Raw genomic sequence first — 20082 nt, 5'->3', positions numbered from 1 at the left:
GCTCCAGAGCGTGACAGGTAAAGGGGGGGGCCGACCCGGCCTTAAGCGTTGACATCAACCACGATGCGGCCGCGTACCTTGCCTTCCAGTAGCTGACCGGCCTGATCAATGGCTTGGGAAAGCGTGATGGTGCTGGCACCGATGCGCTCCAGGGCTTCAATAGACAAATGCTTGGCCAGCAAGTCCCAAGCCGCCAAACGCTCGGGTTTGGGGCAATGCACGCTATCCACACCAATCAACTGCACGCCGCGCAGAATGAAGGGGGCCACGGAAGCAGGGAAGTCCATGCCTTGAGCCAGACCACAAGCGGCCACGGCGCCCAAGTACTGCGTGCCCGCGCACACATTGGCCAGGGTGTGGCTGCCCACGCTGTCGATGGCACCGGCCCAGCGTTCTTTGCCGAGCGGCTTGCCGGGTTCGCTCAAGGTGTTGCGGTCCACAATTTCGCTGGCGCCCAGCGCCTTCAGATAGCTTTCTTCTTGAGGGCGGCCCGTGCTGGCCATCACGGTGTAGCCCAGGGCATGGAGCAGGGCTACGCTGACACTGCCTACGCCACCCGCGGCTCCCGTAACCAGAATCGGGCCCTTGTCGGGCGTGACGCCCTGGCGCTGCAAGGCACGTACGCACAGGGCGGCGGTGTAGCCCGCGGTACCAATCATCATGGCTTGCTGGGTGGAGAAGGCTTCGGGCAGGGGGATCAGCCAATCGCCCTTGACGCGTGCCTGCTGGGCCAGGCCACCCCAATGCACTTCACCCAGGCCCCAGCCGTTAAGCACTACCTTCTGGCCGGGCTTGAAATTCGGGTCGCTGCTGTCAGTGACGGTACCGGCGAAGTCGATGCCGGGCACCATGGGGAACTGACGCACTACCGGCGATTTGCCCGTCATGGCCAAACCGTCTTTGAAGTTCAGGGTGGAGTAGTCGATGCGAACCGTGACCTGGCCTTCGGGCAGGGCGGACTCGTCCAGGGATTGCAGGCTGGCTTTGTATTGGTCGTCGGTTTTGTCGATGACAATGGCAGAGAACATGAATGAATTCCTTCGATCAGTTAAGAGTTGTGTTCTGATATTTGGAACAGCGTTCTTCAAAATGACATAAAAAAAGCAGTATTTTCATTTTATCCAGAAGCGCGTTGCGGTCAAGCCTAAAGCACCAGGATCAAGAGACTGGGGAAATCCCGAGGGGGATTAATAGTTGACACTTGAAATCAAATCTCCCTATATTTGAGCCGTTGTCCTCAGTTGCTTGTGTTGTTGCTGTCTGTTGTATTCAAGCCGTTTACGCGGCATTTTTAATATCAAAAACAAGAACAGCGTTCTATATATTGGAACAAAAGAGGGTTGCTCCCTCACACAGGAGGCAAGGATCATGTCCAGTTCTTTTTTTTCGCCCACCGGGTTGCTACGTACTTTGCTGGTCTCGGGGCTGGCTGCAGTCAGCAGTTTTTCTGTACCGGCGGCCAGTGCGGCTGACGCCTACCCCAGCCGTGAAGTGACCTTTGTGGTTCCTTATCCCCCCGGCGGCAACAGTGACAACCTGGCGCGAGTATTTGCCGACCGCCTGCGCGTCAAGCTGGGCGTGCCTGTCGTTATTGAGAACCGACCCGGCGGCACCACTTCGCTGGGGACGTCGATGGTGGGGCGCGCCAAACCTGATGGCTATACCTTGTTGCTGGCGACCAGCACGGCCTTTACCGTGTTGCCCTATATACGCGATGTGCCTTATGACCCGGTAAACGGTTTTGAGTTTGTCGGCAGTCTGGCTGGCTATCTTCCCATCATGACGGTACGCAATGACCTGCCCGTCTCCAACCTGAAAGAGTTTGTGGAACTGGCGCGCAAAGAGCCCGGCACCCTGACCTATGGCTCGGCCGGTATTGCGTCTGGAGGCCACTTGGCAGGAGAGATTCTGGAAAATGCCCAGAAGCTGGACCTGCTGCACGTCCCCTTCAAGGGCTCGGCAGATACCATGACGGCCCTCATGGGCAATCACATTGACTTCTTTATCGATGGGGTGGGGCTGGAGCTGGTGAAAAGTGGCAAGGCCAAAGCCTTGGTGACGTACGCCAGCGTGCGTCATCCAGAACTGCCGGACGTGCCCACTCCTCAGGAAGCGGGCTTTGATCTGGCCTTGCCTTTTGAGGGGTTCTGGGGACTGGCTGTACCGGCAGGCACACCTGACGATGTCATGAACAAGCTGGCCAAGGCCACCGAAGAAATTCTGGCCGAACCGCAAACGCAGGAACGCTTCCACCGTATCAGTGTCAGCGCCAGCTGGAAAGATGGCGATGCCTATGCGAAGGATCTGGAAAAGAGCCGGGCTTATTACAGCGAGCTGCTCAAGACTATCAAGATGAGCGATAACTAAACGCTCACAGAACCACCAACAGGAGACAAACGTGATGGAAACCGTCACTTGCGCCAGCACGCTGGACGCTTTGCTGGACCCGGCATCCATAGCTTTGGTCGGCGCCTCGGAAGATCAGTCCAAGTTTGGCGGGCGACTGTTTCGCATGCTGCTCAAGCACGGGTATGGCGGCAAGGTCCTGCCCATCAATCCCAGTCGCAGCAGTCTGTTTGGTTTGCCCGCTGTGCCCGGTCTGGCTGCGCTGGACAGCGCCCCGGATCTGGCCGTGTTTACGGTGGGGGCCGATACCGTTCTGGAGCAGGCGCAGATGGCGGCTCAAATGGGAGTGCGTGGTCTGCTGGTGATCTCGGCGGGCTTTGCTGATGCAGGTGAGCGCGGGCTGGAGCGCGAGCAGGCGCTGCTGCGCATTTGCCGGGAGTCGGGCATGCGTCTGATCGGACCCAACTGCCTGGGCATGATCAGCCCCGGCCGCAAGCTGGTGTTGTGTTCGTCGCCGGTGCTGGACAGGGATAGCCTGCCCGAGCGTCCGATTGGTTTTGTCAGTCAAAGCGGTGCCTTGATGACCACCTACTTTGATCGTGCATGGGCGATGGGCGGCGGCTTTACCTATGGCTTCTCGGTAGGTAACCAGGCAGATCTGGACTTGTGCGACTTTGTGGATTTCTTGATTGATGATCCCAAGACGCAGGTGATCTGTACCTATATCGAAGGCATCAAGGATGCACAGGCCTTGCGCCGTACGGCTCGCCGGGCGCAGGCCGCGGGCAAGCCCTGGCTGGCCGTCAAGGCCGGGCGCTCCAGTGCGGGCAAGGCAGCCGCCTTTTCGCATACCGCCAGTGTCGCCGGGGACCATGATGTGTTTGCCAGTGTCTGCCGCGATGAAGGCATCAGCCTGATGGACGATATGGGAGCCATGCTTCTGTTGGCAAACAGCATGGTGCGCTTTACCAGCAACACGATTTCCAAAGTTGCGATTGTGACGCCCTCGGGCGGCGGCGGAGCCCTGGCCGCAGATGCCTTGGCAGAGCAGGGCGTGGAGCTGTCCGGCTTTTCTGCTTCTACCCAGCATGCCTTGGCTGTCCACTACCCGGCCGGGCAGGCGGATAACCCGGTGGATCTGGGCGCCCGTCTGACCCAGGATTGCACCGAAGTGGCCCGCGCCACTTTGGATGCCCTGATGCAGGATCAGCAAAGCGATGCGGTATTGATTACGGCCTCCATGTGTCCGCAGGAATGGATGGCGGCTCTGATTGAAAAAATCATCCATCCCGAACCGCACTGGGCCAAGCCCGTCATGGTGGCGTTTGATGCGGGTGCAACATCCGAGCCTTTGCGGCAGAAGCTGGCCCAGCACGGCCATGCGTATGCCAGCTCCAGTCTGGAAGCGGCCCTGGCCTTGTCAGCCTGGAAACGACATGGGAAGTTCGTGCCGCGTCAGGTAGCGATGCGCCCCAGTGCCTGCCAGGCTCCTAGTGTGATGCCGCGTGGTGTTCTTAATGAAGATCAGTCCAAACGATTGCTGGCGCATTACGGCTTGCCGGTGAATCTGGGCCAGGTATGTGAGGACGTGGAACAGGCCGTGGCGCAGGCCGAGCAGATGGGTTACCCGGTGGTGATGAAGATTGTCTCTCCCGACATTGTTCATAAAACCGAAGCGGGCGGGGTGGCGCTGGATGTGGCCGACGAGGCTGGCTTGCGACGGGATTTTGCCCGGCTCTACGCGAATGCCAAAGCCTATAAGGCGGATGCCCGTCTGGAAGGTGTTTTGGTGCAGGCCATGGCCAAAGGCGATGTGGAGCTGTTGATCGGAGCACGTCAGGATGCGCAGTTTGGCCCGGTGGTGGTGTTTGGGGCGGGCGGCATTTTGGTGGAAATGCTCTCGGATCGGGTGATTGCCGCCGCTCCTTTGACTCTGGCTGATGCGGATCGACTCTTGTCTACTTTGATGATCGACAAGCTGTTGCAGGGATACCGGGGGCGCATGCTGGATCGGGCCGGGGTGCTCGATGCGATTGTGCGTGTCAGCTTCCTGGCTCACGACCTGCGCGACACCGAGTTTGAACTGGATATCAACCCATTGATCGTGGCGGCCACCCGTTGTCACGCCGTCGATGCCCGCCTGTCCATAGGCGCATAAAACCAAGATCGATTCTTTTAACAATACCCAGGAGGAGTAAACCATGTCGGATTATCAGTGCATTCTTGTCGAAAACCACGATGACGGTGTGTCCATCTTTACGATCAATCGCCCTGATCGCCGCAATGCCTTGAGCGCCACGGTGGTCAAGGAGCTGCAGCAGGCGTTTTTGGTTTTTGATGAGGACCCCACACGTCGTGTAGCCGTGCTGACCGGGGCAGGTAATGACGCTTTTTCTGCCGGTGCCGATATTAATGAGTGGCCCGAGTTGTGGCGTGCCATCCCCACGGTAGGCTTTGAAACCGACAAGCCCATTATTGCGGCTGTCAGTGGCTGGTGCGTGGGTGGGGCCCTGGTGATGGCGATGATGACGGATTTGTTGGTGGCCTCCGAGAGCGCCAAGTTCTCCTACCCGGAAGCCAAGCTGGGCTTTACGGGCGGCATTATCTCCGGCCTGGCCTCGCGCATTCCGCATCATGCCGCCATGGAAGTGATTCTGTTGTGCCGTACCTTGGAAGCCCGTCGTGCTTATGATCTGGGTTTTGCCAATGAGGTGGTGCCGGTCGGTGAGCAAGTTCAGGCAGCCGTGCGCATGGCTCAGGATCTGGCCAAGATGTCGCCCCGTGTTTTGCAGACCCTCAAACGCTTTATCAATAATGAGGTGCTGACTCGGGGGCCGTCCGAGCAAATGGCGCGCACCATGCGCCAACTGAAGGCGATCGAGGATAGTTATGATGCCAAGGAAGGGATGAACGCGTTCAAGGAAAAACGTGCCCCGGTGTATCTGAACAAATAAGAACTGATTCACGAATTGGGCCGCAAGGCCCAGGCAACTATGGAGACATCCCCTTATGCACCCCCGTTTTGAGCGCTTTATCCAAGGGATGAATGAATTGACCGCCCGCCCCGCCGTCGGCGAGGAGGATATCTTGCGTGAGGGCCGCGTCCTGCTGGGCGAACTGGTGGCCCAGGACGATTGGCTGGCCCCCGAATACACCCAGCCCCATCCACAGTTCTATCAACAGTACTTGCTGTATTGCTGTCCACAGGAGCGCTTTTCCGTGGTCAGTTTTGTGTGGGGCCCCGGCCAGAAAACGCCCATCCACGACCATACTGTGTGGGGCTTGATTGGCATGTTGCGTGGTGCCGAACGATCCCGGCCTTTTGACCGTGATCCTCAGACCGGCCAGATGACAGAAGAAGATACGCAGATTCTGGAGCCGGGCGTGGTGGAAGTGGTGTCACCCACGGTGGGCGATATACACGAGGTCTCCAATGTCTATGACGACCAGGTGTCCATCAGCATTCACGTTTATGGCGCGGATATCGGCAAGGTACGCCGCCATGTGTTTGATCCGCAGACCGGGCAGGCCAAGGAGTTCGTCTCCGGGTATGCCAACCGGGCTGCAGTGGTCTGATTTACGCGATGTCCTTGGGCAGGTGGCCGATGCGTGCGCCAATAATCATTTCCTGAATCCAGCGATACAGCAGCACAGAGTAATTGCGCTGGGCGATTTTTTCGTCCAGCGCATGGTTGCTTTCCTTGAGCACACGATGAGTCAGAGAGTTGGCCTGGCTGAATGCTTGTCGGTAGGTCAGCAAGGTCTGGCGAGGAATCAGTTCGTCATGCTCGGCTTCAAAAAGCATGACGTCGCCGGTGAATTTCGAGCAGGCATGCAGCGCCCGGTTGTCCTGCGGGGTATGGCTTTGCAGGCGGTAATCCTGAAGCAAGCTGCGTTTGAGCTGATCTTTTGGGGCTAGCCAGTCCTCATCCGGGTAGAGCGCCGGGGCAAGCAGACTGAGCCAGCGGACCGCCCGAAATTCACTGAGCAGGCAGGCCAGGTACGCCCCATAGCTGTGGCCGACAATAGCAATGGAATTGGCATCGACCATGGGATGACTGGCCAAGGTATCAAAGGCGGCGCAGATATCCTGAAAATTCTGTTCACGACTGACTTTTTGGCGTTCCTGGTCGCTGGCATTGTGTCCCGCCAGATCAAACGTCATGCAGATGCAGCCCATGCCGGCAATGGTGTGGGCCCGTTTAAGGTCAAATCGTTGACTGCCGCCCCATCCGTGTACGAACAGAATTCCCGGTATGGGGGACTGGGGCACCAGCAAGCGAGCGTCGAGCTGCTGGTGCGCAACCTTGATGGTGGTCTTGAATATGTCAGTGCTCATGAGGACAAGGGACCTCCAAAGCGTGCCAGATAGCCATTGCCGAGTTGCTGCAAACTGTACAGGTGGGGGGATTGCCGCACTGGATCGGGATCGTCCATATAGCGTTCCCGTGTCCAGGCGTGCGTGTGGCCTTGCTCGGGATGATTTTGCAGGCTGCGCATGGCCAGTATTTCGGCAATGGAAGCGCCTCCGCAGCGCCAGGAATGTTCGAGTACCGCAGCCTGATAATTGCCCCGTGCATCGCGCCCGACAATGACATCGTAGTTGCGACGTGAGGCATACAGAGAAGGGTAGGCCTGCGTAATCCTGCTTTCATAGTTCATCGCAAGATCGATCAGATATTGAATGCGTTGCATCCCCGAGAGCTGCAGCAAGGCATCAAATCCGCCTCGGACCATGAGTAGGGTGGTGCCGCCGTAAACCGATTCCTGCTGTCGGTTGTGGGTCTGATGCTGTTGACCGATATAGGAAAACAGGTGTTCGCCAATTTGTGTCTGACCAACGCTGAAGGTCTGGCTCTCGAGCAGGTTTTCCTCCAGAACCAGGCCATGTTCAACCTGCTCCTGCCAGGGAGGGAGTGCCAGCAGCTCTTCCAGTTGCTGGCGGCTGTAGACGACCCGCTGGCCTTCGCCTGCACTGGCGCGGGCCAGCTTGATCCGTATGCCGGTATGACCCGCCTGATCCAGCAGGCTCATCGCACGCAAGGCGTCGGGAATCGAGAAGGCGCTGTAGCCGGGTAGCACCGTAGGACCCAAGGCCTTTGCCAGATCATTGTTCCAGCCCGCGGGCCGGTCCATGTCGGACTGTGCGAGTGGGTGAGCCACTGTTTTGTAGGCCAGAAAATCATGCGGGACCACGCCCCCATACAGTTGGGCTGCGCAATGGATGCCTAAACGTTTGGCTTGATCTAGGTTCAGGGTTTGGGCGGGCAGGTAAAAGGCGTCGCGGACCTCTCCCTCCAGTTGGTCTTCATAGGCTATGTAGATATGAGACAGGTCCAGAAACTGCGCCAGTTCCCTGGCCATGAACTGCAGACCTTGAACTGTGCCACAGTCACAACCGCTGACCGGAAGGCTGATCTGCAACGATGTCGTAGATCGGGGAATGGCGATTGTGCTCATAGTCCATCCTTTGAAAATGAGGTGGGTTGCTCACTTAAGGAGCAGCGGTTTGACTGTCCTTTGAGCGTAGGGGGGCAGCAGAGAAGAAACGGGTTTCCAGCAAACTGGTTTGCAAAAGCCTGAGCAGATCGGCGGGTTGGGGCAGACAAAGCTGGGCCGCACTCGCGGGTTCGGGGGGGCCTATACGGATGCTTACGCCGCCTTGTTGATTGACAAAACGAAAGGCCGCCTCGTCGGTGAGGTCGTCACCCGCCATGATGGGTTTGCGATCGGCAAACGGGGGCAGACTGTGCGCGCGGGCCAGAGCCTGGCCTTTGTCCACGCCGGCCGGACGCAACTCGATCACACAATGGCCGCGGATCAGCTCAAAGCCCGGATAGTCCGAACACAGCATGTTCAGCTCGCTGTGGAGCACATCGCCCAATTGCGGGCATTGCCGAAAGTGGACCGCTAGGCCGTGCGATTTGCGTTCCATCCAGACAAGGGGGTGGGGGTGGATCAGCGTGGCTGCTGCACGCGACAGGCTGTGATGCTGCGCCGCATTGAGAGGTGTGTGCCAGCATTTCTGCCCGTCTGCATCATGCATGGCTGCGCCATGGCTGCTTATCATCGCCAGCGGCAGTCTGCAGCAGGCCTGTTGCAGGCTGGCGTAATCCCGTCCCGAGACCAACGCCACGGCGCCTTGGCAGGCAGCGTGCAGGTTTAGCAGCAGCTCGGCGGTGCCAGAGGCCAGCGCCACCTGTTCGGGGCGCTGGGCCAGGGGCACCAGCGTACCATCCAGGTCCAGATACAAAGCGGCCTGTTCCAGTTCGATCGCGCGGTTCATGTCAGGTTCCTGGGTAGCCTGTGATGGGGAGCACCATCCCGGTGATGTAGCTGGCTGTAATGGGGCTGGCCAGATACACATAGGCTGGGGCCAGTTCCTCGGGCTGGGCCGGGCGTCCAAATACGGTTTGCGCCCCGAAGTCAGGGATTTCCTCGGCAGGAGCGTCTGCCGGATTCAAGGGGGTCCAGACAGGGCCAGGGGCCACCGCGTTCACGCGTATGCCCTTGGGCGCAAGATTGGCCGCCAGTGAATAGGTAAAGGCAATGATGGCCCCCTTGGTGCTGGCGTAATCCAGCAAATGGGCAGCACCGCGCAAGGCGGTCACCGAACTCGTATTGATGATGGCATCGCCCGCATGCAAATGCGGCAGGCAGGCTTGGGCCATATAAATGTAGCCGTAGATATTGGTGCGGAATGTTTCGTCCAGGCGCTCGGGCGTCAAATCCAGCAGGGATTGGGCGTGTTCTTGAAAGCCGGCATTGTTGACCAGAATATTGAGCTTGCCAAAGCGATCCAGGACCTGCTCGATCGCCTGACGACAAAACTCGGCATCTTTGACATCACCGCGCAGGGTCAGGCATTGCCTGCCTTCCGCCTCCACGGCCTGGCGTGTCGTTTGGGCATCCTCGTCCTCATGAAGATAAATAATGGTTACATCCGCACCTTCGCGCGCATAAAGCACGGCAACGGCTCGTCCTATGCCGGAGTCGCCTCCCGTCACGATGGCCACCTTGCCTTCCAGCTTGCCGCTGCCCTTATAGTGAGCGGCCTCATAACGAGGAGCGGGATCGAGATCACTTTCGTGGCCGGGCTTTTCCAGGTGTTGTTGGGGCAGGGGGGGAGTGGGGTAATCGCTGCCCGGGTGGCTTTTATCATGCGTGATGGGCTCGTTCTGGCCGACCCCGTTCTTGTCCTTCTGATCCTGCTGTTCTTGCAGGTGACGTTGCTCGTTCACTGTTTGACGCGTTGTCATGATGGCTCCTGAAATAGACAAAGAATGGGACAGGGCGCGGCGGCCCTGGTGGGTGCGCCGCGTCCAACTGGGGCTTGGCTAAGGCTTAGCGTCGCTGCTCCTGGGTGGCCTTGCCACCTTTGGCGCCGGCCTTGCGGGCCTCTTGCGGGGTGAACTCGTGCGCGGCGCGGCCGCCTTCGGCGGCAATCTCGCGCTGCTTCTTGTCGTTCATCGAGGCAAAACCGCGCTGATCCTGGCGATCCTGATTGTCTGTGTGTTTGGTCACAACACGCTCCTTGATTGAATGAACGCCAATCCCGTGATTGATCAGGACTCATCCAGCACAAAGCGTGCCTGGTCCGCCTGGTTTGGCAGGGGCACACAATTTGCTGCACGGGCTCAGGACTTGAGTCAGGAGAGCGAACATGATGGCAATGAGCGGATGGGCATGGCTGCTGATAGTGGCGGCTGGATGGACATCGCTGTGGCTGTTGCACTATCTGGGCGGCAAGCTGATTGTGCGTCTGGTTCCGGCTGAACACTTTCTGGGCCTGTTGTGCGCCCGCATTGTGTGGCCGTCCCGCGTTTTTCTGCTGGCCGTCTTTTTGCGGTTTTGTATTCCTCTGGCGCCCATCACGGCCAAGTGGCAGGCCTATCTGATTGTCGGCGACATGATGGTGCTGATTGTGTGCACCACCTGGATGCTGATGAGCGCAGTAGAGGCTTTGTTCCAGCTGGTTGTCGCCCGTCATCCCTTGAACGTGACGGATAATCTGCGCTCGCGGCAGATCTACACACAGGCACGTGTGCTGGCGCGCAGCACGCATTTTTTGCTGGTTCTTCTGGGGGTGTCGTTTGCCCTGCTGGTGTTGCCGGGGGCACGTCAGATAGGGACCAGTCTGCTGGCCTCGGCGGGGGTGGCCGGTCTGGTCGCCGGGATCGCCGCACGACCTGTGTTGGGCAACTTTATTGCGGGTTTGCAGATTGCTTTTACGCAACCCATCCGGATTGACGATGTGGTGATTGTGGAAGGGGAATGGGGGCGGATTGAGGAAATTACAGCGACGTATGTCGTCGTTCGCGTGTGGGACGAGCGCCGCCTGATAGTGCCTTTGCAGTGGTTTGTCGAGACGGTTTTCCAGAACTGGACCCGACGCAGTGCGTCCTTGCTGGGTACGGTATTTCTGTGGGTGGATTACTCCGTCAATATGCAGGGCCTGAATACGGCTTTCAAAGCATTATGCGAGTCCTCCGAGCTCTGGGACCGTCGCGTGCAGGTCTTGCAGGTGATCGATACCAATGAGTGGGGCATGCAACTGCGTTTTCTGGTTAGCGCTGCGGACTCGGGGCGTCTGTTTGATTTGCGCTGTCTGCTGCGCGAGGGTCTGGTGGCCTATCTCGCGCAGCATCAGCCGCAGGCTTTCGTGCGGGTCAGGATGCTGGAAGCTCAGCCATCGCCGACTCAGCCTGTTGATGTGGCGCCTGACCGCTAAGATCGCCAAGAAACTGCTGGCACCATTGCCCCAGATCCTGTTGGCGTAGTTGCATCAACAAAGTCTGGTGGCGATGGCGACGCTCGGCTAAGGACATGTTCAGCGCCTCATACAGGCAGTGAGCGGTGCCTTCTATATCAAAGGGATTGACCGCCAGATAGCCGCCCTGTAGCGATTGGGCCGCTCCTGCAAAGGTGGACAGGACCAGCACGCCTGGGTTGGCTGGGTCCTGGGCGGCGATATATTCCTTGGCGACCAGATTCATGCCATCGCGCATGGGCGCGATAAATCCTACTCGTGCGCGGCGCAGCATGCGCATCAGCTGGGGGGCGGGAAAGGCACGGTTCATATAGACAATCGGGCTCCAGCCGGGCGTGGCGAACTGGCCATTGATCAGTCCGGCCAGACTTTCCAGCTCTTCGCGCATGAGCTGATAGTCGTGAATATCGCTACGGGTGGAGGGAGCAATCTGTACATAAGTGGCTTGACCGTGCAGCGTGGGGTAGCGACGCAGCAACGCATCAAATGTGCGCAAACGATGGGCCAGTCCCTTGCTGTAGTCCAGTCTGTCCACACTGATAACGGTTTCAGCGCCATTGAGCGGCTCTTCAGCGGCACCCTCGTGCGTCCAGGAGGACGCACTGGCCAGGGATTGAATCAGGTCCACATCCACCCCGATCGGATAAACGCCCGTACGTGTTCGGCTGTTCCCGGCGCGCGGTGGCGTGGCCTGCAGTCCTGCTTGCAGAGCGCTGTGGTCGCTGGGGCTTTGAACGCCGATCAGGTCATATTGATGCAGCATGCTCATCCAGGACTCATGTCTAGGGATGGCACGCAACACTTCCGGGCAGGGAAAGGGGGTATGCAAAAACAGTCCCATTGCCTGTGGCATCCCCTGTTCCCGGCAAAAATGCGCCAGGGGCATCAAGTGATAGTCGTGTATCCAGATCAGATCATCGGGCCCGGCAATCTGACTGAGGAACGTGGCCATTTGCCGGTTCACTTCCAGATACTGCTGGAAGTGATGTGTCTGAAAGTCCATCAGGTCCAGCCGGTAATGAAATGCCGGCCACAGGCAGGTGTTGGCGTACCCGCAGTAAAACTGCTCATATTGCTCCTGGCTGAAGGAAAAAGTGACTGCCTGGTAGCGGCCACGATCCTCGGTATGCAAGGTTCCCGCTGCCGGATCACATTGTCCGTTCCAGCCCAGCCATACGCCTTGGATATCTCGCTGACGCAGCAACTGGTCAACCGCCACTGCCAGTCCGCCGGTGCATGGCTGTTTTGCGCTGGCGACCCGTACCGATACCACGATGATTTTGCTCATGCTGATTCTCGCTGGTTGGTTAAAGGATGTACCCTGAGGAATCAGCAAATTGCGTACCCGTGCTAGTTTGCCGCCCTCTGCAAATGGGCGCCCAGCGCACGCAGACGGGCCCGTTGCTGGCGTTCGCGGGCATTGGGAATGCCTAGTTGCAAGCGGTACTTGGTCACGGTTCTTTTGGATAGCTCCACGCTGTTATTACGTAATGCTTGATGCAGCTCCACATCGCTCAGGGGAGTGTCGCCCGATTCGCTGGCAATCAGACGGCGAATTTGTTCCTTGACCAGAGCCGTGGAACAACTGCCGCCAAAATCCGTTTCCAGCTCACCTGAAAAAAAGTGACGGAAACTCAATGTGCCAAAAGGCGTGCTCATGAATTTGTTGGCGGTGGCGCGGGATATGGTGGACGGATGCAACGCCAGCTCTTTGGCCAGATCGTTGATGCGCATGGGTTGCAGGGCTTGTTCACCCAGCTCGAAAAACAGAGCTTGCCGCTGCACGATCTGTTCAGCCACCCGACAAATGGTGCTGCGGCGCATGGCCAGCCCCTCGGCCAGCCAGCGTGCTCGGGTTAACGTTTGCTGTAACTGTCGATCCTGGCGGGCGCGGGCCTGCTGTTCCAATGCGGCTGCGTAGTCTTGCTGGACCCGCACGCGTGGAAGGCTGCGTGGGTCTGCCACGATACGCCAGCGATTGCCTTCTTTATGGACATGTACATCAGGAACGATAGCCTGTTGAGGGCAAGGCAAATAAGCTCGCCCAGGCTTTGGGTCCAGGCTTTGCAGCTCGCGCAGCGCTTGTTCAAACACGGAGACAGACAGGCCCAGCCTTTGACGGGCACTTTTCCAGTTGCCCTGCGCCAGGCAGTCCAGTTCGGTGGCAATCAGTTTGAGCAGAGCACGCTTGACCGTCGGGTTAAGGTGTTTGCGGGCCTGGACTTGCAGTGCAAGGGCCTCTGAAACAGAGCGCGCTGCCGTGCCTGGCAGTGACAAGGCCTGCACCAGGGCCAGAGCGGTTTCCCATTCTTGCAAGGAGACCGCCTCACAGTTGGCAGGGAGCAGGTCCTCGAAGCGATCCTGCAGATAGCCGTTGTCATCCAGTGCATTGACAATAAGAGCGCATAAGGCTTGGCAACGTTCGCTGGCCCGGCTCAGCCGCACGTTCTCCATGATTTGTTCGTCCCGGCTGCGCAGGCTGCTGTTGATATCACCGGGGGCTGAGAAGTCATTGTTGTGACTGGAACGGGGCGGTGTGACCCCTTCCCGCACGGTATAGTCCAGTTCGGCCTCTGCCGTAGTCTCCAACAGAGGATTGTCCTGCAGACTTTCATGCAGTAGCGTCTGTAGCTCTTGCACGCAGAGCTGCAGAATGTGGGCAGATTGTTGCAGGCGCTGCGAGAGAGTGTGCTGCATCTGTAACTGTGGAACCAGCTCTAGCTTCATTTCTCGTCTCCTGGGTTATAGGGGGCCAAATGGATCATTTCCTGCAATAACCAACGAGGGCGTCAGGACCTTTGCGCTATCTATGTAGCAAGTTTTGTGCCTGTCGCCTTACTCCTTGACGGCGGTACGTTTTTTGCTATGTCAGGAGCCGGGCTTCTCTTGCCAGACAGGTCCTGTGCTTGGGCATGGGAGGTCAGATTCTTTTTAGCGGACCTGTTTTCCTTCGGAGGTGTGTGATGCGACTGAAACAGATGGCGTGTTTGGCGGTAGCGGCTGGCGTGGTGATGGGCTTGTGTGTGCGTAGCTCGTATGCAAGAGGGTTGGCCGCGACAGACAAGGGCTTTATGAAGGACGCCGCGCAAGCGGGGCATCTTGAGCTTCAGGCTGCCCGACTGGCCCTGCAACGCAGCAGTAATGAGCGGGTGGCCGATTTTGCCACCATGATGATTCAGGATCATGAGCAGCTTGCCCAGGAACTGGCAGCGCTGGCCAAAGCCCGTCACGTGGAACTGCCTGCCACGCCCACGTTGATGCAGCGGGGCAAGCTCGCTTTTCTGCAGGAAGCCAAGGGCGAGCAGTTCGATGCAGACTATGCGAATGAGGTGGCACTCAAGGCGCATGAAACTACGATCAAGCTGTTTGAGGATTACATTGAAAAAGGCAGAGACAGGGAACTGATGGGATTTGCTCAGGATGCCTTGCCTTTGCTCAGGCAGCATTTGCAGCATGCTCATGTGCTGGCAGACTCCATGAAACCTGCCCTGGCTCAGTAAGTGGAGCTGTCAGGGCGGCACGTGCAGCGTTTACGGCAAGGGGTCCGAATCCAGATTGATGTCGATCTGATCCTGATTACTCATGACATAGCTGCGCAGCAGAACATTTCGTAGCTGACGGATATTGCCTGGCCAGTGGTAGTGCTCGATCTTTTTCACACTGGCCAGGCTCAGACTTCGGTTTTGCTGATGTTCTTCATTCATCTGTTCGATGAAATGTTGGGCAATCAGCACCGCATCGTCGCCCCGATCCCGAAGGGGCGGAATCAGAATGGGAAAAACGCCCAGTCGGTAATACAGGTCCTCGCGCAGCTTTTTTTCTTCAATGGCCCGCATGGGGCTGCGGTTGGTGGCAGCAATGATTCGTGCGTCGTGTTTGATGAGCTGGTCACCGCCTACTTTCATGTATTCACCGTTTTCCAAGGCTCGCAGCAGCTTGGTTTGTGCTTCTATGGGCATTTCGGTGATCTCGTCCAGAAACAGCGTGCCTTTGTCGGCCAGCTCAAAATAGCCCTGACGATGGCGATCGGCTCCGGTAAAGCTGCCTTTTTCGTGGCCGAATAGCTCGCTTTCTATCAGTTGTTCTGAAATGGCCGAACAGTTGATGGGCACGTAAGCTTGTTGGCGACGCGAACTGCAGCGATGAACTGCGCGTGCGGCCAGCTCCTTGCCCGTTCCACTCTCTCCAATCAGCAAGACGGGCAGTTCAGTGCGGCTTACTTTGCTCAGTTGGGTATAGAGTTTTTCCATCGGAGCGGAGCGGCCCACAAACTCGCCAAAATCGTAATGCTGTTCCGTCTGGCACGCCCAGGAGCCGGGGGCCTCATTGCGGTACTTGGACTTTAACTGTTCCAGCAAGGTGCGAAGCTGGGCATGGTCATGGCGCTCCGAGCCGCTCAAGGCTGGCAAAGTGTAGCTTTCCACTGCATCCAGACCTACCCGACGGCTGAGATCCTGAGCCTGTAAGGCGCTGATATTGGGCCCAAAAAGCAGGGCGTCCGGTATTTTCTGATGGTAACGGATCAGAGCTTCATCAGTTGTCCGGGCGGTGATGGCAGAAAAATTCATTTGCCGCGCCAGTGCCAGGAAAGTGCTGTTAAGTGCGGTATCTGTCTCCAGCAGTAATAGGTGGGGCATCGTTTTCCTCTGTAAACAAGTCAAGCCAGGATTCAGGGCTGATGTTTCATCCTAGACACGATCCTGTTCATGTCCGTTACCAGATATGGCAGGGCGGAAAGTATGTCCCTTGGGCAAAGGGCCGGTGGACGCGCCCTTGTGCCAAAGTGAGCCAGGCTCATTTTGTGTGCCTTGACATGCTCACATTCAACTTACACATCTGTTTACTGGTTCGGCCCCGCGTTTTATGGCTGGACACGAGCAGTTGACAAGGTGCATGGCGAAAGAGGAATTAGCGGGCCGGATCAGACGCTGGCCTGGGGGGCCTGCGTAACGTCAATCCACTGGGCGCGGGTCAGCTCGGCCAGGCGTTGGGGGGTAATGCGTACAGCAGAGTTGATCGAACCGGCCGCAGGCAATACGGTATCGAAGTCCTGCAAGGACAGGTCGCAGTAGATATCGAGCGCCGTAGCCAGACCAAAGGGGCATACCCCGCCCACCGGATGGCCCGTCAGGGCTTCAGTGTTGGCCAGATCCAGCATTTTGACGCGTGTGCCAAAAACGTTGCGCAGTTTCTTATTGTCCAGACGGGCGTCGCCCCGGGCGACCAGCAAAACCACTTTATCGCCCGCTTTCAGACTGAGTGTCTTGGCGATCTGCCCGGGCTCGACCTGATGGACCTGCGCGGCCAGCGCGACTGTTGCCGTGCTTTCTGTGGTTTCAATAATCTGGATATCAGCAGCGTATTCGCTCAAGAACTGTTTGACGGAATCAAGACTCATGGTGATCGGAACGAAATAGGATGTTTTGTTAAACTTTTTTGCTGGGGCCTAGTCTTAGCCAAGTGCATGTGTGTGTCAACCAGAGCGCCCTGGCGCTGCAAAACAGGAATGTAATTGTGATTAAACCCTTATTGTTGTCGGCCGGCTTGATGGCCTTCAGTTCCCTGGCCCTGGCACAGGCGCCTGCCGTGACGGTTTACCAGGACCCCAATTGCGGCTGTTGCGAGGGTTGGGCCCAGCACATGAGCGAGGCAGGCTTCGAGGTCAAATCCGTCAAGACCCAGGCCATGTGGCAGGTCAAGCAGCAACTTGGCGTACCAGCCGAGCTGGCCTCTTGCCATACTGCCGTGGTGGAACAGACTGGCCAGCGGGTGGAGGGCCATGTGCCGGCCCATGTCGTCAAACGGATGATGAGCGACGCCAGCATCCGTGGCCTGGCCGCACCGGGCATGCCTGCCAATTCGCCCGGAATGGGTGAGCTGGATGGCAACTTGATCACAGTCGATTTCAAGGGCCGGCCTTACTCGCGCGACTGATCGTGGTCAGTAAACGGGTGGCATGCAGATACACGAAACTACATTGAGAAACTTGTAAGCTGCTGCCGCTCTTGTCATGATGACCGTTCATTGACTCTGTTCAGGAGGTTCCATCTATGCAGCCCTCAGTTAAAGCTTTTCTCGCTGCTACCGCAGTCGCATTTGGCATGTACAGCCCTTTTGCGATGGCCCAGGGCAATGCGGCTCCGGCCAACTCGGCAGCCCCGGCGGCTACCCAGATTGTTAAACCTACGGATTCTCAACTGGAGCAGTATGCGCGCACCTATAAAAAGGTCGCCCAGACTGCTTCGGAATATCAGCCGCGTCTGGATGCGGCCAAAAGTGATGCAGAGCGTCAGGCCATCGTTCAGGAAGCCGACCAGCGTCTGGTTGGTGTTGTGACCTCCAATGGCATGGATCTGGCCGATTACAACGGTATCAGCCTGGCCATTCAGCAGGACCCTGCCTTGCGTCAGCGCGTGGAAGGAATGCTGAAATAAGGTTGTTGATGCTCGGGTTTGGCAGAGCGCCGGGTGTCATTGTGTAGTGACCGTAGTGGGTAAATTTAAACCCCTGAGCCGTACCAGGCCCGGGGGTTTTTTTGCGCACCTCTACGCGGGCAAGAGGCATGCCCTGTCCGGCTCAGCTCACAGCCTGACGCCTGGCCAAAGCGAGTGCCTAATCAAAGTCTGCCGGCGCGCGTGGAATAGGGACACCGGCATCAATGCGTTGGGCCCACTCTTGCAGGGGCAGGGCAGGTACAGGCTCCCAGATGCGGCGCAGCACGGGCTTAAGGAGCGCCATATTGTGGCCGCCGGCCCAGCGATAGGGGATCACGGGCAGCCAGGAGTCTGGAGCAATCCTTTCCGCCACCACAAAGCGAAAGCTGTATTGGCCTGGGCCCAGGCTCATGCGGACATCACTGACCACCAGAAGGTCGTCAATAACGTCATAGCGCAGCCAGTTATCCGAGAACCAGCGCAGTTGCTCCAATTGTGTCAAAGGAGGAAACAATTGGGTGTAGTCGCTGTTCAGGGGCAGGCAGAGTGTTTCGTACCGGTGCCCTTTGGGCGCGCGCAGGTGATCGAGCAGCCCCACCACCACCTCACATTCCTGGTCTTGCGCATCGCGTACCAACACTCGCCAAAGCAGGATGTTCATGGGTTGCGCGGCGGAATATACCCGTTGGATGCTGACCCCTTGCTCTTTCAATTGTGCCGTGGCTTGATGTTCGGCCCAGAACTTGGCTCCCACCGAGGCGGCCAGATACACACTGCTCAATAGCAGGGCCCAGTTGCAGGCTCGCGGCGTGATGGCGGCAGGGCCTCGTATCAAGCCAATGAGTGTTGCGATCAGCAGGGGGGCGGTATAGAGCGGGTCAATAATGAAAATGCTGGACCAGGTGGCTGGAGTGGCCGGCAGGGGCCACAGTAACTGGGTGCCGTAACTGGTAAAGGCATCGAGCAGGGGATGGGTAATCAAACTTAGCCCGACGGCCAGCCCTAGTCGCCCTGCTGACACGCGCGCCTGTGCAAACAGCAGTTTCCAAAGGATCGCGACCAGCAGGGTGGCCGCGCTCAGGACAAATAAAGAGTGCGAGAACCCCCGATGGCTGACCATGGCCGTAATCGGGTCGCCATATTGGATAAAGACATCCAGATCAGGCAGGGTGGCGATGATGGCACCGGACAGGACCGCCTTGCGACCATACTGACGCCCCAGAAGGGAGCCGCAAATGCTGGCGCCCAGAACGGCTTGTGTTACGGAATCCATAGCTCTCGTACGAAGAAAAACAGGGCCGGGGCCTGATGCGGCCTGCCGGCTTTAGCGTTATGATTTTAAAGTTGAATGCCCGGTCTTCCCTGTTTTTTTTGACAGGGCTCAAAGGCTCCAAGGGTATCAGTGGCGTATAGTGTACGATGGCCCGCGCTGTCCTACTGCCTGCGGGCCGCGCCATCGCTTCTATCCAGAGAATTCGTTTACCTATGTCTACCTACCTGATCGCGGCTTTATATAAGTTCGTGGAATTGCCCGATTTTGCCCAGATGCGTGATCCCCTGTTTGCCTTTTGTGAGCAGCACCAGGTCAAAGGCACGCTGTTGCTGGCACGCGAAGGAATTAACGGCACGATTGCCGGACCTGAGGAGGGTGTTCGTGCTGTCTTGGCGTACCTGAATTCGGATGCGCGCATTGCCGGTCTGGTCCATAAAGAGTCCTACGCCGACAAGGCCCCGTTTTATCGCCTCAAGGTCAAGCTCAAGAAAGAGATCGTCACACTGGGTGTGCCGGATTTGAAAACGGCCGAGATGGTGGGTGAGTACGTCGCCCCCGAAAACTGGAACGCCCTGATCAGCGATCCGGATGTGGTGGTCGTGGACACGCGTAATGATTACGAAGTGGGCATCGGGACGTTTAGCCGGGCCATCAATCCCAAAACCCAGAGCTTTACGGAGTTTCCGCAGTGGGTTGCCGAACAGTCCAAGGAAGGTGGCGTTTTACACGGCAAGCCCCGTGTGGCCATGTTCTGTACGGGCGGTATCCGCTGTGAGAAATCCACCGCTTTCATGCGCTCGCAGGGTTTTGAACAGGTCTATCACTTGCAAGGCGGTATTCTGAAGTATCTGGAAGAAATTCCGGCAGAGGAAAGCCTGTGGGATGGCGACTGCTTTGTGTTTGACGAGCGTGTGTCGGTCCGGCATGGGCTGGAGCCGGGTGATTACGGTTTTTGCCGCGCCTGCCGCATGCCCATCAGTGAAGAGGAAAAGCAGTCAGCCCAATTTGAAGAGGGCGTCAGTTGCCCTTACTGTCACGGCCACAGCTCGCCCGAACAGATCGAGCGGTTTCGGGAGCGCCAGAAGCAGGTGGCTCTGGCTCGCGAACGCGAAGAGCGCCATATTGGCGTCAGCATGGATGAATTGGCAGAGCGCCGCGAAGCCGCCCGTCGCAAGGCCGAGGAGCAGCGCCTGCTGGCCCAGCAGGGCAAGGACCTCTAGCCTGTATCGGGCTGCTGTGTTACCTCTATCAGCCTGATT

20 protein-coding genes are annotated in these 20082 nt (G+C 58.0%); 9 read left to right on the top strand and 11 right to left on the bottom strand.

Translation table 11 applies throughout. The features are described from left to right. Positions 1–41: 41 nt before the first annotated feature. Entirely contained in the window at positions 42–1028 is a 987-nt protein-coding gene (locus tag RSQ48_RS14220; protein WP_003801775.1) for an MDR family oxidoreductase, read from the bottom strand. 340 nt (positions 1029–1368) lie between these two features. On the opposite strand from RSQ48_RS14220, the gene RSQ48_RS14215 reads away from it, so the two are divergent. Genes RSQ48_RS14215 through RSQ48_RS14200 form a run of 4 tightly spaced genes read left to right on the top strand, consistent with a single transcriptional unit; the run spans position 1369 to position 5922 of the window. Beyond that, a complete protein-coding gene (locus RSQ48_RS14215; RefSeq protein WP_336580063.1) occupies positions 1369–2367 on the top strand; it encodes a tripartite tricarboxylate transporter substrate binding protein in 999 nt (332 codons plus the stop codon). A gap of 34 nt (positions 2368–2401) precedes the next feature. Next, the gene (locus RSQ48_RS14210) at positions 2402–4504 is read left to right on the top strand and encodes an acetate--CoA ligase family protein (protein WP_415301920.1); all 2103 of its coding nucleotides are present in this window, start codon (positions 2402–2404) and stop codon (positions 4502–4504) included. 43 nt (positions 4505–4547) lie between these two features. After that, positions 4548–5300, top strand: coding sequence for an enoyl-CoA hydratase/isomerase family protein (locus RSQ48_RS14205; RefSeq protein WP_003801770.1), 753 nt, complete (start codon positions 4548–4550; stop codon positions 5298–5300). Between the two features lie 55 nt (positions 5301–5355). After that, positions 5356–5922: a cysteine dioxygenase gene (locus RSQ48_RS14200; protein WP_415301919.1), complete on the top strand. Its 567-nt coding sequence runs from the start codon at positions 5356–5358 to the stop codon at positions 5920–5922. A gap of 1 nt (position 5923) precedes the next feature. Here the strand turns inward: RSQ48_RS14200 and RSQ48_RS14195 are convergent, their stop codons facing one another. The 5 genes from RSQ48_RS14195 to RSQ48_RS14175 all read right to left on the bottom strand — a co-directional run bounded on the left by RSQ48_RS14195 (position 5924) and on the right by RSQ48_RS14175 (position 9870). Beyond that, positions 5924–6685, bottom strand: a complete 762-nt coding sequence (locus RSQ48_RS14195) for an alpha/beta hydrolase family protein (RefSeq protein WP_301605979.1) — start codon at positions 6683–6685, stop codon at positions 5924–5926. Beyond that, positions 6682–7806, bottom strand: a complete 1125-nt coding sequence (locus tag RSQ48_RS14190; RefSeq protein ID WP_301605978.1) for a DUF3182 family protein — start codon at positions 7804–7806, stop codon at positions 6682–6684. The genes RSQ48_RS14195 and RSQ48_RS14190 overlap by 4 nt, the downstream gene beginning before the upstream one ends. A gap of 34 nt (positions 7807–7840) precedes the next feature. Beyond that, a complete protein-coding gene (gene otsB / locus RSQ48_RS14185; protein WP_301605977.1) occupies positions 7841–8632 on the bottom strand; it encodes a trehalose-phosphatase in 792 nt (263 codons plus the stop codon). A 1-nt stretch (position 8633) separates the two neighbouring features. Continuing rightward, the gene (locus RSQ48_RS14180) at positions 8634–9605 is read right to left on the bottom strand and encodes an SDR family oxidoreductase (protein WP_059318281.1); all 972 of its coding nucleotides are present in this window, start codon (positions 9603–9605) and stop codon (positions 8634–8636) included. Positions 9606–9690: 85 nt separating this feature from the next. Next, complete coding sequence (locus RSQ48_RS14175; protein ID WP_003801758.1) at positions 9691–9870, bottom strand: KGG domain-containing protein; 180 nt, start codon at positions 9868–9870, stop codon at positions 9691–9693. 139 nt (positions 9871–10009) lie between these two features. Between RSQ48_RS14175 and RSQ48_RS14170 the strand changes: the two genes are divergently transcribed. Then, positions 10010–11077 (top strand): mechanosensitive ion channel family protein, encoded by a 1068-nt coding sequence (locus tag RSQ48_RS14170; RefSeq protein ID WP_003801756.1) that lies wholly within the window; start codon positions 10010–10012, stop codon positions 11075–11077. On the opposite strand, the gene RSQ48_RS14165 is transcribed toward RSQ48_RS14170, so the two are convergent. Continuing rightward, positions 11016–12404: an alpha,alpha-trehalose-phosphate synthase (UDP-forming) gene (locus RSQ48_RS14165; RefSeq protein WP_415301918.1), complete on the bottom strand. Its 1389-nt coding sequence runs from the start codon at positions 12402–12404 to the stop codon at positions 11016–11018. The genes RSQ48_RS14170 and RSQ48_RS14165 overlap by 62 nt on opposite strands. Positions 12405–12466: 62 nt before the next feature. Beyond that, on the bottom strand, positions 12467–13843 hold the full coding sequence (rpoN, locus tag RSQ48_RS14160) for an RNA polymerase factor sigma-54 (RefSeq protein ID WP_415301917.1): 1377 nt from the start codon (positions 13841–13843) through the stop codon (positions 12467–12469). Between the two features lie 236 nt (positions 13844–14079). On the opposite strand from rpoN, the gene RSQ48_RS14155 reads away from it, so the two are divergent. Continuing rightward, complete coding sequence (locus RSQ48_RS14155; protein WP_003801751.1) at positions 14080–14616, top strand: DUF4142 domain-containing protein; 537 nt, start codon at positions 14080–14082, stop codon at positions 14614–14616. A 30-nt stretch (positions 14617–14646) separates the two neighbouring features. Here the strand turns inward: RSQ48_RS14155 and RSQ48_RS14150 are convergent, their stop codons facing one another. After that, positions 14647–15753, bottom strand: a complete 1107-nt coding sequence (locus RSQ48_RS14150) for a sigma-54 interaction domain-containing protein (protein WP_415301916.1) — start codon at positions 15751–15753, stop codon at positions 14647–14649. Between the two features lie 284 nt (positions 15754–16037). Further along, positions 16038–16514 (bottom strand): YbaK/EbsC family protein, encoded by a 477-nt coding sequence (locus RSQ48_RS14145; RefSeq protein WP_131070889.1) that lies wholly within the window; start codon positions 16512–16514, stop codon positions 16038–16040. A gap of 116 nt (positions 16515–16630) precedes the next feature. Here RSQ48_RS14145 and RSQ48_RS14140 point away from each other — a divergent pair, with 116 nt between their 5' ends. Together RSQ48_RS14140 and RSQ48_RS14135 are read left to right on the top strand one after the other, a co-directional pair. Next, positions 16631–17050 (top strand): DUF411 domain-containing protein, encoded by a 420-nt coding sequence (locus tag RSQ48_RS14140; protein WP_131070888.1) that lies wholly within the window; start codon positions 16631–16633, stop codon positions 17048–17050. A 116-nt stretch (positions 17051–17166) separates the two neighbouring features. Next, a complete protein-coding gene (locus tag RSQ48_RS14135) occupies positions 17167–17550 on the top strand; it encodes a DUF4168 domain-containing protein (protein ID WP_003805547.1) in 384 nt (127 codons plus the stop codon). Between the two features lie 178 nt (positions 17551–17728). On the opposite strand, the gene RSQ48_RS14130 is transcribed toward RSQ48_RS14135, so the two are convergent. Continuing rightward, a complete protein-coding gene (locus RSQ48_RS14130) occupies positions 17729–18823 on the bottom strand; it encodes a metal-dependent hydrolase (protein ID WP_415301915.1) in 1095 nt (364 codons plus the stop codon). 212 nt (positions 18824–19035) lie between these two features. On the opposite strand from RSQ48_RS14130, the gene RSQ48_RS14125 reads away from it, so the two are divergent. Next, complete coding sequence (locus RSQ48_RS14125; RefSeq protein ID WP_415301914.1) at positions 19036–20043, top strand: rhodanese-related sulfurtransferase; 1008 nt, start codon at positions 19036–19038, stop codon at positions 20041–20043. Positions 20044–20082: the final 39 nt, after the last annotated feature.

Source organism: Alcaligenes sp. SJTW-7 (assembly GCF_047716895.1).
Taxonomy (GTDB): domain Bacteria; phylum Pseudomonadota; class Gammaproteobacteria; order Burkholderiales; family Burkholderiaceae_B; genus Alcaligenes; species Alcaligenes ammonioxydans.
This window is presented reverse-complemented; position numbering and strand designations above follow the sequence as displayed.